11 protein-coding genes are annotated in these 14,080 nt (G+C 66.4%); 8 read left to right on the forward strand and 3 right to left on the reverse strand.

Annotated features, from left to right (window positions below):
* The first annotated feature begins 5 nt into the window (after positions 1-5).
* Positions 6-995, forward strand: a complete 990-nt coding sequence (locus KEG38_RS05445) for an nSTAND1 domain-containing NTPase (RefSeq protein WP_272417959.1) — start codon at positions 6-8, stop codon at positions 993-995.
* Positions 996-1,096: 101 nt separating this feature from the next.
* Positions 1,097-4,072 carry an AAA family ATPase gene (locus KEG38_RS05450; RefSeq protein WP_272417960.1) on the forward strand — a complete coding sequence of 992 codons (2,976 nt, stop codon included), beginning with the start codon at positions 1,097-1,099 and terminating at the stop codon, positions 4,070-4,072.
* Between the two features lie 82 nt (positions 4,073-4,154).
* Here KEG38_RS05450 and KEG38_RS05455 read toward each other — a convergent pair whose 3' ends face one another.
* Positions 4,155-5,717: a 4-hydroxyphenylacetate 3-hydroxylase N-terminal domain-containing protein gene (locus KEG38_RS05455; protein ID WP_272417961.1), complete on the reverse strand. Its 1,563-nt coding sequence runs from the start codon at positions 5,715-5,717 to the stop codon at positions 4,155-4,157.
* Positions 5,718-5,863: 146 nt separating this feature from the next.
* Here KEG38_RS05455 and KEG38_RS05460 point away from each other — a divergent pair, with 146 nt between their 5' ends.
* Together KEG38_RS05460 and KEG38_RS05465 are read left to right on the forward strand one after the other, a co-directional pair.
* The gene (locus KEG38_RS05460) at positions 5,864-6,580 is read left to right on the forward strand and encodes a hypothetical protein (protein ID WP_272417962.1); all 717 of its coding nucleotides are present in this window, start codon (positions 5,864-5,866) and stop codon (positions 6,578-6,580) included.
* Between the two features lie 56 nt (positions 6,581-6,636).
* Positions 6,637-7,632, forward strand: coding sequence for a nucleoside hydrolase (locus KEG38_RS05465; protein ID WP_272418620.1), 996 nt, complete (start codon positions 6,637-6,639; stop codon positions 7,630-7,632).
* A gap of 153 nt (positions 7,633-7,785) precedes the next feature.
* On the opposite strand, the gene KEG38_RS05470 is transcribed toward KEG38_RS05465, so the two are convergent.
* Positions 7,786-8,706, reverse strand: a complete 921-nt coding sequence (locus tag KEG38_RS05470) for an alpha/beta fold hydrolase (RefSeq protein ID WP_272417963.1) — start codon at positions 8,704-8,706, stop codon at positions 7,786-7,788.
* 46 nt (positions 8,707-8,752) lie between these two features.
* On the opposite strand from KEG38_RS05470, the gene KEG38_RS05475 reads away from it, so the two are divergent.
* From KEG38_RS05475 to KEG38_RS05490, 4 genes are read left to right on the forward strand one after another with little or no spacing between them, the layout of a single operon-like run.
* Positions 8,753-9,946, forward strand: a complete 1,194-nt coding sequence (locus KEG38_RS05475; RefSeq protein ID WP_272417964.1) for a mechanosensitive ion channel family protein — start codon at positions 8,753-8,755, stop codon at positions 9,944-9,946.
* A 60-nt stretch (positions 9,947-10,006) separates the two neighbouring features.
* A complete protein-coding gene (locus tag KEG38_RS05480) occupies positions 10,007-10,420 on the forward strand; it encodes a hypothetical protein (protein ID WP_272417965.1) in 414 nt (137 codons plus the stop codon).
* Between the two features lie 34 nt (positions 10,421-10,454).
* Positions 10,455-12,356, forward strand: coding sequence for a M20/M25/M40 family metallo-hydrolase (locus tag KEG38_RS05485; RefSeq protein WP_272417967.1), 1,902 nt, complete (start codon positions 10,455-10,457; stop codon positions 12,354-12,356).
* Positions 12,353-13,384, forward strand: a complete 1,032-nt coding sequence (locus KEG38_RS05490; protein ID WP_272417968.1) for a formylglycine-generating enzyme family protein — start codon at positions 12,353-12,355, stop codon at positions 13,382-13,384. The genes KEG38_RS05485 and KEG38_RS05490 overlap by 4 nt, the downstream gene beginning before the upstream one ends.
* A 100-nt stretch (positions 13,385-13,484) precedes the next feature.
* Here KEG38_RS05490 and KEG38_RS05495 read toward each other — a convergent pair whose 3' ends face one another.
* Positions 13,485-13,799: an RpnC/YadD family protein gene (locus tag KEG38_RS05495; RefSeq protein WP_272417969.1), complete on the reverse strand. Its 315-nt coding sequence runs from the start codon at positions 13,797-13,799 to the stop codon at positions 13,485-13,487.
* Positions 13,800-14,080: the final 281 nt, after the last annotated feature.

A 14,080-nucleotide genomic window follows, 5' to 3' on the forward strand; every position in this document is an offset into this window, starting at 1 on the left:
CTGCCATGCAAAAGGATACTCCGGGAGTCAACCCGTTCGGGTACGGCGTGCCAGTGCCCCCGCAGTACTTCGCAGGGCGAGTCGAGCAGCGTGCTGATTTGAAGGCACGGGTCGGCGGCATTTCGGCGCAATCGGTGTCCGTGGTTGGTCTTCATCGCAGCGGCAAGAGCTCCCTGCTCCAGTACATCGCCGGACGCATCCACGAGTTCTGCCTTCCTGAGCAAAATCCGCTCGTGATCACACTGGACCTACAATCCAAGTCACTACACACTCCCGAGGGGATCGTGGAGGGTCTCAGACGCCGTATCGAGCGTCAGACCGGGCATACGCCTTGGCGCACCGATCAAAATTCTGACGGCTTCGCTGTCGACGATGGGCTCGAAGCGTTGCGGGACAGCAACGTACGACTGCTTGTACAGCTTGACGAGTTCGAGCGAATTGCGGCGAGACTGGATCTGTTCCAGGAATGGGGCGAAGATTTTCGTGCCAAGGCATCGGCGGGGTACTTCGCTATGATTTTGTCGACGCGGCGTCCCCTCGCCGAGATCTACGATGAATGCGGGCTTACGTCCCCCTTTGGGAACATCTTCAGCACGATCACCCTGGGCGCCTTGAAGCGAACGGAGTGGATGGATTTCGTACGAAATAGCTTCGCCCGGACTGGCATGACGGTGAGTGATGTCGATTTGGCCCTAATCGAGGAGCTGTCCGGAGGACTTCCATTTTATATGCAGATGGCAGCGTCGCTCCTCTGGCAGCATAGGGATCAAGACAAGACGCGGCAGGCGTTCCGTGTACAGTCGTCGGAGCGGTTCCGCGAACTCTGGAGCGCGCTGTCACCGGCGGAGCGGTCGGCGCTTCGCCGAGCGATCGGTAGTGGAGGGCAGCCACCGCTCGCTCCGGGTGTCGTCGACGACCTCGAGAGGCACGGGCTCCTTCGCGACGGCGACGTGTTCAGCAGCGCGTTTGCCTCGTTCGTGCAGGAACAACGATGAGGCGGTTTCTCCGCGAGACCTTGGAGCTTTGGCATTGGGCGCTCTTCAGCCCAACGAAGCTCGAGGGACGCTTGAAAGAATGGGTCCCCCTAGCGGACCTCATGCCAAGAGAAAAGGCGCAGAACGACGAGGCACACGACGAGGAGCCCAAGGACACCTCGTTTCGAGACATCCTTTGGTTCCGCGCCAAGCCCGAAACGAGAGCGGGTCGGCTCGTGGCCGAGTACGTACTCGCCGTGGCCATTTCGACGTTGCCGCTCGCAATTGTGATCGTGACACTGGGGAGGCCTCGCGATATCACCATTGTTTTGGCTGCCCTGCTACTTTCACTCGGGCTTGGTGCAGTCAGTCATTCCGTAGCCCTCATCGCTCCGATCCTGTGCGCTCTCACCTGTCTATTCCGGCTGTCGATCGTGCAAGGCAGCCTGGATACTTTGATTCGCTCCTTTCCCCCCTATCGACGCCTGGGACTCGCGCTCTGCATTGCGGTTGCGATACTCAACCTGACCGCCGTCACGGTCGCCAAGATATGGCGACACCGTTGGCTTAAGTGCGGGTGGGTCTTGCTCATTTTGGGAATCACAGCGGGGCTCTCGGCAGGCTTCTGGTTGACGAGCGGAGATCGTGGCGGTGCCACGCTGAGCGGCATGGGGATGGGACTGTTTGCGTTCGTCATGTTCAAGGAACTGTCGAAGTCGGAGGACACGACCGATCTCCTCGTTTTTAATGCGGCGCTGGTGGCGCTCGGGACGGGGCTCGGGTTGTCCGGTGAGATCGAGTACCGGATTGGTTCGGATATCATTGAAATATCCATCTTTTTTGTCATGCTGACGTCGAGCATGGGCGCCATCGGATTCCTAGTGAAAGGGCTCGTCCGTGCACTCAAAGGAAATCTACCGCTCACCGTACCGGGCTCTGCTCTTGCGGGAGTCGCGTGCGGAATTCTGTATCCTGTAGCGACCGGCTTCGTAGCGGGACTCGTGCACGCGCCTCTGAGCTGCTTGACCATCGCGGGGCTGCTCTTCGGACATTCCCTCGCACCCACGCGTGCGGGTGTTCGCATTTTTGTAGAGCTATGGGACATCATAAAAACAGCGTGGAGCGACGGGTGGATGGAGCTCAGGCTTGTTCCCATGGCCATATTGGACTTCGAGCCCACGCGCAGCCTCGTCGTAGGCATGTCCTGGGTCGCTGTATTGAGCTTTCCGCGCGGAGTCTGGGCACTACTCCCTGTGTCAGCCATGCTGGTCGGATATTTTCGTCTGTTGCCCGAATATTTGTTCCTAGTAATGAAGGCGCTGTGGCGCGTCCGGCGAGCGCAGCGGACCTCGCGGGATGAGCTATCGCGGTACCTGAGTGACCTACCGCCATACGAGCATGAGCTCATCGTCATCCCGATCGTCGGGCATGCCCGTCTTCTGGTTGCTTCTTTTCGTATCGCACCGCAGGCCACGCTGGAGACCGTGAGCAAGGCCGTGCAGATGGGGCCGTCGTGGGGCTACTGGCGAACTCTGGAATCTGCCTGGGACGAGATCGCTGCTATTGCCGCAGAATTCGATGGCGCCGAGCGGAGCAGGCTCGTACGCACGCGGCTGCTTGCATTCTGTGAGCCAGAGCGTATAGCCGAGATTGCGACACACGACCTCAGCCTCGCCACGCTCACGAATCACCTCTACAATCCATCGGAAGCATCTGGTGACGACACGGAATCGCCCGAGGGCGAACGGGGCGACCTCGCAGAGCTCATGCCGGCGTTGAAAGGGGTAGCGCAAGGCGTCGCCGACGCGCTTGCCCAGGATCTACCCATTCAACGAGAGCGTGGGCTAGAGCGCTGCATCAACGTACTCGATCGGCTGCAAGGACGCACTCAGCAGCTTGGTCTCGGCGATCGCGCGGCCGCTGAATGGCTGCGTGTACTGAAGCACTGGCAAGTGGTGTTGAGGGAGAGGATCGAGACAGACGCATCCGTAATCCCCCACAAGGAGGTGATTCAGCCCTTCCAGAGCGGTAATCCCCTACGCGCAGATCGGCCGTACCTGTTCAAGGGTCGCAAGCGTCTAGCGCAAGACATCGTTCGGACCATCCGCACCGGCGGCCGGCCGACGCTCGTGCTCCATGGTCCACGTCGCTGCGGAAAGAGCTCGTTTCTTCTGAACTTGTCCCGCCTTCTACCCGACGACGTCCTGCCCATCTACGTGGACCTCCAGAGTCAGGCCATGACGAGCAGCGAAGGAGACTTCTGCTATGGGCTGGTGCGGGCAGCAATTCGAGATCTGCGCAGCCGAGGTCTCGATCCTCCGATGGCCGATCGCTCCACGTTCAAGTCGGCGCCCTACCCGGCACTCGAGGATTGGCTGGATGAACTCCGTCCTCGGCTGGGCGAGCGGCGCCTGCTTCTCTGCCTGGACGAATTCGAGAAGCTAGGCGATGCCATGGAGCGCGGCAGGGTTACCACCTCACTTTTCGACGAACTGCGCCATCTCGCGCAGCACCGAGACGAGTTTGATCTCATCTTCTGCGGCGCGCAGACGCTCGAGGAGCTGGGACCCGGGTGGACGAGCTATTTCATCAACGCACGCCCGATCGAGATTCTCTACCTCGAGCCTGACGAGGCCCGCGAGCTACTTTTGGACCCAGATCCCGCGTTCAACCTCAAGTACGACGAGGGCGTCGTCCGTCGTGTCCTGGAGATGACCGCGTGCCAGCCCTATCTCTTGCAGCTCATTGGCGAGGCGATGGTAAAGACGGCGAACCGACACGGAATGCGCCATATCGATGAAGCGTACCTCGAGGAAGCGCTCGGCGAAGCGCTGGCCGCGGGCGCGATCTACTTTGCGAATCTGTGGGAGGAAACGACTGGCGCAACGCCAAGCGAGGTCGCTGCGGGCCAGAGGTTGCTCCTGGCGCTCGCGCACGAGCGACCTCTCCCGGCCATGGATGCGGCCGCGAGCGCTGCTCTGCGCCGGTTGAAGCGCTATCACGTCGTCACGACAGGCGACAAATACCGCATCGAGATCCCGCTTGTTGCGCGGTGGCTGCGGGATTGGAAGGGAGACGAGGCCCGTGTCGGCACCTGATGGCACCGATGCGGACCCTTCGGGGGCCGGACGGTCGTGCCGATCTGCGTCGCAACGGGATCGAAACCGAGGCCCCTCGGATTCACCACGACGAAGGCCGCCTCCGCGAGGACACGACCGGGATGAGCTCGTTCGGGGTGAAGAGATCCTTGGTGCGCCAACCTTCGAGGTCGTACTCGTCGAGGCAGCGACCTGCGAAGGCCTTGCAGCGGTCGGCGAGCCCGCTCGTGGCGGCCGCGGCGAGCACGTCGATGCGCATGTCGTCGGCGCTCTCCAGGCGGTCGCCGGAAGCGAAATGGCTGTCGATCTGGCCGCCGAGCGCGTCCCAGAGCAGCTTCGTGAGCTTGACCCGATCGAGCGCGGTGTAGCCGTTCTCCCCGCGCACGAAGCGCTCGAGGTACGCCCGCGTCTCGGGGTTCATGAAGTCGCTCGCGTTCGCGGTGAGGAAGACCTGGCCGCTCCCCACCGCCCGCTCGATGACGTCGCGCAGCCGCGGATAGGCGAGCGTCGAAAAGATGCGGAAGGACAAACCATGCTCCGGGTTTGGCAGCAATGCGTCCTGCGCCCACGGGGCGGGGACCCGCGCCTGCGCTTCGGTGAGGCCCCAGAAGAGATTGCGATACGAGAGGACCTCGCCGAGCGAAGCGCGCACCTCCGGCGAGCCGCCCGTGCCCGCCGCCTCGACGGAGCGCAGGAGCAGGCCCGCGAGGAATTCGAGCTTGATGCTGAGGCGCGTGCACTCCTGGAAGCTCGCGCGCGCGGCGAACGAGGCGCGCTGGAAGGCCGCCGCCCGGTCGCTCGCGTCGCGGTACAGGAACACGTTTTCCCAGGGTATGAGCGCCTCGTCGAACGAGAGGACGGCCTCGTCCTCTTCGAGGCGGCTCGTCAGCGGATGATCGAAGGGGCTTCCGTGGAGCTTCGTGTTCGTGGTGGCGCTCGGGCGGCATTGCAGCTTCACGCCGCGGCTGCCGAGCGGCACGACGAACGAGAGGAGGAGCTCCTCGTCGCGCAGGATGCCCGGGTGCACGACGAAGCTGCAATGGGAGAGCGCCGCGACCGAGGGGACGGGCGTCGTGCCATTGACGACGATCCCCGCGTCGGTCTCGCGCTCGATGTAGAGCGGCGTGGGGGCCGGGGCGTTCGGCGGGTGGCTTCTGCGATCGAGCATCGCGTGGTGGAAAAAGAGCGCCTGTCCGCTCGCTTTGCGATACCAGCTCCGCGCGTTCTCGGCGAAGCGGCCATAGACTTCGGGCGCGGCGCCGAGCGTGGCGACGAGGCTCGCGCCTTCTTCCGGGCTCTGTCCCATCCAGCCGTACGTGATGCGCGCCGATTCCGCGATGGCGTCGCGGGTCGCGACGAGATCGTCGATGCTGCGCGGGATGCAGAAGAAGCGGTGTGTCCGGGCACCCGATCCCGTTTCCGTCTCCGCCGTGAGCGCGGCTTGCCTTCCGGGATCGTTCAGGGCGTCGTAGAGCCGCGCGAGCATCCGCGTGGCGTTGCGGAAGACCGGGTGGCTCGGGAGATCGATGACCCGTTCGCCACGGATCCAGACTTCACGCCCGTCGCGCAGGCTCTCGAGGTACTCCGCGCCGGTGAGCGGGCGGGTACGAGGGACCGCAGTGCCATTCGTGGGAGGGGCGCTCATGAAGTCGTCTCCTGGGCAAGCCCGGTAGTGTAGACCGGTCCGCCCGAACTCCAGTAAATTTCGCCGAGAATACCCCACAGCGCAGCGAAAAGACGTCGCTTTTTTGGCGCGCCCGGCCCGTCGATGCGAGCATCGCGGGCGCCGTCATGCGGAGCTCGCTCGCTCGAAAGGTCGCCCTCGCCTGCACGCTTGCCCTCGGTGCTGGCTGCTCGCGCGAGGTCGCGGAGCTCGACGCGTCTTTCCTCCTGCCGCCGATCCCCACGGCCGAGCCGCGCGCCGCGCTGGCCCTCGACTGCGACGATCTGCCCCCCCTGTCGCCGGAGGAAGCCGCCCGCCCGCCTCTATCGCCGCCGCGCCTCGAAAAGTCGACACCACGGGGAAAACCTCCGGCGTGGAGTGCGCTTACGGACGTAACGTTGCCGGATCCGGTCGCGGACAAGGTGGACGCGATCGACGAGGCGTACTTCAAGCGGACGGGAAAACACGTCACGGTCACGAGCGGGACGCGGGACGCGGCGCGGCAGGCCAAGGCGATGTACAAGATGCTGCGCCTCGGCGGCGATCCGATGCAGCTCTACCGGAACAAGGAAGCTGCGCGGGAGATCAAGCAGGCGTACGAGCGAGCGCGGGCGGCGCGCAAGGAGCCGGACGACGTCGTCGCCGCGATGCACGAGGTGCTCAAATCGCAGATCGCCCGGGGCGTGTACATTTCGGCGCATCTGCGCGCTGGTGCCGTGGACGTGCGAAACCGCGACATGTCGTCCGCCGACAAGAAGGCATTCGTCGCGGCCGTGAACGAGGCGAAGGGCGTGACGCTGCTCGAAGAGTCGGCCCCGCCGCACTGGCATTTGCAGATCGATTGAAAGCGCCGGCCGGCAGCCCACGCTGAGCACGGAGACGCGAGGAGGACCTCTTGAACGTGCTTCGACAGATCGTGATCGACACCGACGCCGGCTGGGACGACTGGCTCGCGCTGCTCTTCCTCATGAAATGCCCCGAGATCGAGATCCTGGGCGTCACCGTCACGGGCGTGGGCGAGGCCCACCTGACGCCGGGGATGACGAACATGCAGCGTCTCCTGGTCTTCGGGGGACAATCGGCGAACGTTTATCCCGGCGCCCAGAAGCCGCTGCTCTACAGCAATGTGTTTCCGGCCTCGTTCCGGGCCACGATCGATTCGTTTTGGGGCGTCTCGATCCCGCCCCCGCCCGGACGAACCGGGACCTCCACGATCTCCACGACGAGCGCCGTGGATTTCCTGTACCAGACGTTCGCCGCGGCCGCGGCCCGGGGCAAACCCGTCGACATGCTTTGCATCGGCGGCTTCACGAACCTCGCCACGCTGCTCGCGGAGCGGCCGCTTCCTGAATTTCAGGCCGGGATCGGCACCATCTACGCCATGGCCGGCGCGGTGGGCGTCCCGGGGAACGTGTACGACCCGGGCGATGCCACCTGGGGGTATTACGACAACACGAAGGCCGAGTGGAACGTCTTCGTCGACGCGAAGGCCGCGGAGATCGCCCTTCGCGCGGGCCTTCGTATCGTCCTCGTGCCGCTCGACGCGACGAACCACGTGCCGGTCACCACGGCGTACGTCAACGCGTATGGAAGTGCTGCCGGAAGTGACGTGTACGCGGGGTTCGTCTACACGCTCCTCCAGCTCCAGGCCGGGGAGACCAATTTCTTCGACCCGCTCGCGGCCGCCGTCCTGCGCACGCAGAGCGCGAAGGACCTCGTGACGACAGCCCCCTTCCGCCTCGAGGTCTCGACCGGTTTCGACGAAGAAGACAACACGACCGGCGCCCTCACACCCACGGCCGATCCTGCGTTCCCCGAGGTCGTCGTCTGCACGTCGGCGAACGCCACGACGTTCGAGGGGCTCTTCTCGTCGGCGACGCTGCCGCGGCAGGGCTAGAGCATCGACCGGTTGGATGCTCGGAAGATCGCGAAGCGATCTTCCCTCGGGGGGTGAATCGTCCGGGCTTTGCCCGGTCGAGAGGGGGACGCGAGGCGTCCCCCTCGGGACAAAAGAGCTAGGACATCGAGCGGTTGCAAACCGATCGATGTCCTAGCGCGACGCTGCCACGTCCCCCCAAACCTTTTCAGCGAGCGCCGAGGCCCACGCGGCGATTTCTTCCCAGATGGGTCGTGACCGCGGATCGGTGACGAGCCCCATGTGGTCGGGCGCCCGGCCTTCGTGCTCGGCGTTCGTCACGATCCGCAGCTTCTTCTGCGCGCTCCCGATGCGCGCGAAGAAACGCGTCACGGATTCGGGGTGCGCGAGCAGTTTGTCGCCCTCGCTTGCCACGGCGAGGACCGGGCAGGTGACGCGAGAGAGCGCCTCAGCATAATCGTACCGCTCGTCGATGCTGCCCCACCGATCGGAGGACCAGACCTTCCAGAACTGGCGGATGTACGGCAACGCGACGGCATCCGAGCCGATGCGGAATGGTTTGGGGTCGAAATGACCGACCGTCTCGGCCGCGGCGAGCCACGTCCGGAGGACGGCCGCCTTCGCGGCGCGCCGCGCGAGGCTCGGTTCGTCCGAAGGGAACCAGAAGTTGCCGGCGATCGAGGCGACGGCGTCGGCCGCCTTGTCCGGAAAAACACCGGCCGCAGCGAGCGCGGCGTGCGCGCCGAGGCTGTGTCCCACGACGATCACGCGTTTGCCCGGGAACAGGGAGCGCGTGAGCCCGACGAGCGCGGGGACGTCGAAGAGCACGCAATCATCGTACGTGTACCTTGCGCCCTCTCGCGCGGAGGGGCCGCTCTCGCCGTGGCCGCGCAAGTCCATGGAGACGACCGAGAGCCCGGCCGCGGCGAGCGTCGTGGCGAGGCCTGCGCCGCGGGGTTTGTCCATGCTCCTTCGGCTCGCCATCATCGCGTGCAGGAGCAACGCCACCGCGGGCCGACGGCCTTCGGCGAGCACCTCGCCGCGCAGGTGCCAGCCGTCGTCGGTCCGGGCGGAGACGGGCCCGATTGCGATCATGGGGACGAGGCTACCACGCCCCGAATCCTTCGCTACAGTGCGCGCCATGCTGGACGAACCGCCGATCGCCCTGTTCGCCGCGCAGCCCGGCGTGACGCCGGGATGGGTGATCCGCAACCTGCCGGCCTGGTCTTACACGAAGTCGGTCTACGGCGTGACCGTGTGGCAGTGGGTCGCGTTGCCGCTCGCGTTCGTGCTGTCGATGCTCACGGGCGCCCTCCTGTCCGCGATTTTCGTGCGCCTCACCTCGCCGATCGCCCGGCGCACGGCGACGACCTGGGACGACGAGCTGCTCGTCGCGCTGCGCGGACCCGCGACGCTTTTCCTCGGGACGACGGCGTTCTGGTCCGTGGAGCCCGCGATCGCGCTGCGCCGCGCGGCAAGCGATGTGGTGGGCCGGGGCGTCGACGCGCTGCTCGTCGCGAGCCTGCTCTGGGGCCTGTTCGGCCTGCTCGACGTGCTCGCGCACCACGTGGGGGCGCGCATCGCGAAGGCGGGCGACACGAAGGATCGTGGCGGCGCGCTCTCGCTCGTGGCGATCTCCACGAAGGCCGCGAAGGTGCTGCTCGTGATCTTCGGGTTCATCTTGGTGCTCGGGCAGCTCGGGCTCAACGTGACGGGGATCATCGCCGGCCTCGGGATCGGCGGCATCGCGGTCGCGCTCGCGAGCCAGAAGACGCTCGAGAACCTGTTTGGCTCGTTCACGATCGGCGTGGACCGGCCGCTGCACATCGGCGATTTCGTGAGGGTCGACGAGCTCGTGGGGACCGTGGAGCAGATCGGCCTGCGTTCGACGCGGATCCGGACGCTCGACCGGACACTCGTGACGATGCCGAACGGGCGGCTGTCGGACATGCGGATCGAGAACTACAGCGCCCGCGACCGGCTGCGGCTACACGCGAAGATCGGCCTCGTGTATTCGACGAGCCCCGCCGTGGTGCGGCGGATCGTGGAGGAGATGCGCAGCTATCTCGCCGAGCGGCCGGGCATTTACCCCGACGCGGTGAACGTGAACTTCATCGGCTTCGGCGACTCGGCGCTCACGATCGAGGTGATGGTGTGGCTCGACTCGTGCGAGTGGACCGAGTTCCTCACGTGGCGGGAGGAGATCCTGTTCGGGCTGATGGAAATCGTCGAGAAAAACGGCTCGGCGTTCGCGTTTCCGACGCAGACGATCCACGTGGCGTCTTATCCGTCCCCTCCGCAGCCGGGGCCGGCCGAAAAGAGGTCCGAGCGGTGAGGCTTTACAGCGGGACCGTTCTGAAGGATACGTGACAAAAGTCCGAGACGAGGAGGCCCCGTGGCAAGCTGGCGAGACGAGCTCATCGAGGCAGCGAAGACCAAGGCGGAGCGCGACGCCGAGGAGCAGGAACGGCATCGAAAGCGCGTCCAAGAGGCGCTCCACACGGCCGAGGCCGCGCTCTCGCTGGGCGCCGAGGCGCTGCGCTTCACCAGCGACCGGCTGCGCGACAAGGGGCAGTCGCCCGCGTTCAGCGAGCAGGCGGACGACTTCAAGCTGAAGCTCGGCGATTTCAGCCTGCGCGTGGAGCTCGCCCGAGACGCGGCCGTCGTGCGCGTGACGTTCGGCGACGGCAAGCCGCGCGAGTTCGACTTCGCCAAGGACCGGCACATCGCCCCGGCCGACGTGGAGGAGTACATCGGCCGCCGCGCCGTCGAGCTCGTACGTACGGCCCAGAAGGCATCGCCCTGGTGATCGCAAGCCCGACTTCGTGGTAGAGGCGTTGGCCGTGAAGCCGACCCTCCTGCGCCTTCGTGGGCGCCTCGCGATCCACGCGTCCATCCTCGCCCTGCTCGCCGCCTGTGGTCCCGCGGCCGAGCCCGTCACCCCGCCGCCGCCCGCGCCGCCGGAGCTCTCCTCCGCAGCGCCGGCGCCGAAGGCGGAAAACCCGATCGAGAAGGGCGATCCGCAGCGGATCGGCGAGGACGTGAAGCGGCTCGCGTCGGACGAGCTCGCAGGTCGCGGCACGGGTGATGCGGGCGCGCAGCAAGCGGCCGAGCACGTGGAGAAGCGCTTCCGCGAGCTCGGGCTCGAGCCGTTCGGCGATGCGGAGGGGAACGGCAAGAACTTCAAGCAGAAGTTTTCCGCGCGTGTCGGCGCGAAGGTCGAGGCGCCGATGGTCTCGCTCGCGAAGAAGGGTCAGAAGGCGGCGAAGACGCCGGCGCCGGCCGACGTGATCACGGCGGAAGGCGCGCAGACGGGCGAGGCGAAGGGCGAGGTCGTGTTCGTCGGGCACGGCGTGACGGCACCCGCGGCGTCGTGGGACGACTACGCCGGCAAGGAGATCGCCGGGAAGGTGGCGCTGATCGTGGACGGCGCGCCAAAGCCCGAGTCCGGTGGCAAGAACGCCGAGGCGCTGCGCGACTTCAAGAGCGTGCGGTACAAGCTGCGCACGGCCCGCGAGCACAAGGCCGTGGCAGCGATCGTGGTGGCCGCGGGCGAGGAGCTCCCGGCCGCGCCGGAGAACGCGAGCGGGATGGGCATCCCGGCCGTGGTGCTCAAGCGGAGCGCGGCGAAGGTGCTGTTCCCGGAGATCAAGTGGGACGACGCGGCGGTGAGCTCGCCGAAGGCCGCCGTGAAGCCGAAGGCGCTCACGGGCACGGAGCTCACGGTGGCGACGCGGCTCGAGCCGACGTTCGCGGACGCGTGGAACGTGGTCGCGCGGCTGCCTGCGCGCGCGGGCTCGAAGACGGCCGAGGAGTACGTGGTGATCGGGGCGCACTATGATCACCTCGGCAAGGGCGGCACGTCGCACTCGCGCGCGCCGGGCGCGCGCGAGATCCATCACGGCGCGGACGACAACGCCTCGGGGACGGCGCTGCTGCTCGACGTGGCACGGCGTTTCTCGAAGCTCACCGAGAAGCCCGCGCGGAACATCGTGTTCATCGCGTTCGGAGCCGAGGAGCTCGGTACGCTGGGATCACGGCACTGGGTGGAGCACCCGCCCGTGCCGATCGGCTCGGTGACGGCGATGATCAATGCGGACATGGTCGGCCGCATGCGTGACCGGACGCTGGTCGTCGACGGCACGGGAACGGCGGCGGCGTGGCCGGAGCTCGTGAACGCGGCGAACGCGGGGATCTCGCTCACGCTGAAGCTCGGCGCCGAGGGCTTCGGCGCGAGTGATCACGCCTCGTTCACCGCGGCGCGCGTGCCCGTGGCGTTCCTGTTCACGGGCGTGCACGACGACTACCACAAGCCGAGTGACACGGCCGACAAGGTCGACGTGGGCGGCATCGACCTCATCGCGACGCTCGCCGCGCGCCTCACGCAAGCGGTCGCGGAGCGGCCGGAGCGGCTCGCGTTTGTCGAGGCGCCGGCGGCGCAGGATCCACACAAGGGCGGCGGAGGCGGCGGGCGAGGGTTCCGGGCGTCGCTCGGGTCGATCCCGGACTACGCGTGGCAGGGCAAGGGCGTGAAGCTCACGGGGGTGCGTCCGGACGCACCCGCGGCGCGCGCGGGCCTGCAAGCGGGGGACATCATCGTGAAGCTCGACAAGCACGAGATCACGAACGTGCACGACTACGTGTTCGCGCTCGGCGATCTGGAGCCGGGGCGCGAGATCACGGTCGAGGTCGAGCGCGACGGCAAGCGTGTGGCCCTGAAGATCATCCCCGCCCCGGGCCGATGAGCGAGCGTTTTTCGAACCCGTCGAGGCTGGGCCTCGGCCTTCTGTTTTGCGTCGCGCTCGCCACTTCGGCGACGGCGCCCGCATGCTCGGGCGGTGGCTCCACGCCGCCCGCGCCCGACGCGGCTGCCGATGCCGCGATCGAAGCTGCGGAGGCACGCGCGGAGCTCGACGCAGCGCTCGCCGATGCGGCGCTGGATGCGGAAGCCGACGCGGATGCGGCGGCGGATGCGGACGCGGCGACGGACGCGAATGCGGCGCTCCCTGGGACGAGCGAGGGGTGTCCGTCCGATATGGTGCTGGTCGCGGGCGAGTATTGTCCGCTCGTGCAGCAGCGGTGCGTGGAGCACCACGACGAATTCGAGAAGGACCAGGCCAAGAAGAAAAAGGCGTCTGAGGGGGGCGAGGGCTCCGGGCCGAGCACGGTGAGCGAGCGGTGCATGCGGTACGAGGAGCCATCGGTGTGCCTCTCGAAGAAACGCACGCCGATGCGGTACTGCATGGACCGCTATGAATGGCCGAACCAGAAAGGCGAGCTGCCGGCGCTCCTGGTCTCATGGGGCGACGCGCAGAAGCTTTGCGAAGCGAAGGGAAAACGGCTCTGCACGGAGGCCGAGTTCAATTTCGCGTGCGAGGGCGAGGCGATGCTGCCGTACACGTACGGCTACGAGCGCGACCCCACGGCGTGCAACATCGACAAGGCCTATCGAAAACGCGAAAAGAAGCTGTTCAAGTACGAGCGATGCATGAAGCGCCCCGAGTGCAAAGCGGAGCTCGAGAAGCTCGATCAGCGCTTGCCGACGGGCTCGATGCCGCGCTGCGTGTCGCCGTTCGGGGTGTATGACCTGAACGGCAACATCAACGAATGGGTGGTGCGGCCGAAGCAGAAATACCCGAACCGGAGCGGCCTGAAAGGCGGCTGGTGGGGCCCGGTGCGCGGCCGCTGCCGGCCGACGGTGGGGTTCCACAAGGAAGACGATTACGGCTACGAGGAAGGGTTCCGCTGCTGCAAGGAGGCAGAGGGGACCTGAAGGGGCGGACGGGCGTCAGAGGGTGTTCCACAGGCTGCTGCGGGACTCGATGCGTCGGTCGGCCTCGCTCGACGTACAGTGTACGCCTCGCTCGGACTCCCTAGCCTCGAGTCGCTCGCGACGCCTGTGGAACACCCTCTCCGTGCCCGTTCGTCGCGGCGAGCCAGGAGGCGAGGTCCTCCGGGGAGAGGTCGAGGACCACGTCGCCGAGCCGCTCGGCGCCTTGCTGAAGGAGCTGCTCGGCCAGCGTCGCACGTTCGGTCGGCGTGAGGGGGCGGCGGAGGCGGCGTTCGAACAGGTGAGCGAGCGGGGCGAGGCCCTCCTGCCGGCCCTCCTCGCGGCCCTTCTGCCGACCGTCCTCCAAACCTTCCTTGTAAATCCAGTTCTGCATCACGAGCTCCCTGGGTAACATCATTCTTACCACACTTCGGAGATCGCGGCCTCGCCTCCTTCCTGGACGGCTGTGCAACGCTTACGTTTGTCCCCGGGTTCCGTCAAGAAAAACGTTTGTCGAAACATGTGCAGCGGTACCCATAAAATTCTGGGATAAAAAGCCGCGTCGACACAGCCACACTCGGAGGGCCTCCTCCGTCCCCGGCACAGCCCGGCGGGCACGATCCCCTGCCTTTTGACCCACTGCGTCGAGCACGCCCCCGCCTCTCGTTGGGGTTTTCCACGGGCCCTCGTCTCCGCTAG

Origin of the sequence: Polyangium jinanense (assembly GCF_028435265.1) — a bacterium.
GTDB lineage: Bacteria > Myxococcota_A > Polyangia > Polyangiales > Polyangiaceae > Polyangium > Polyangium jinanense.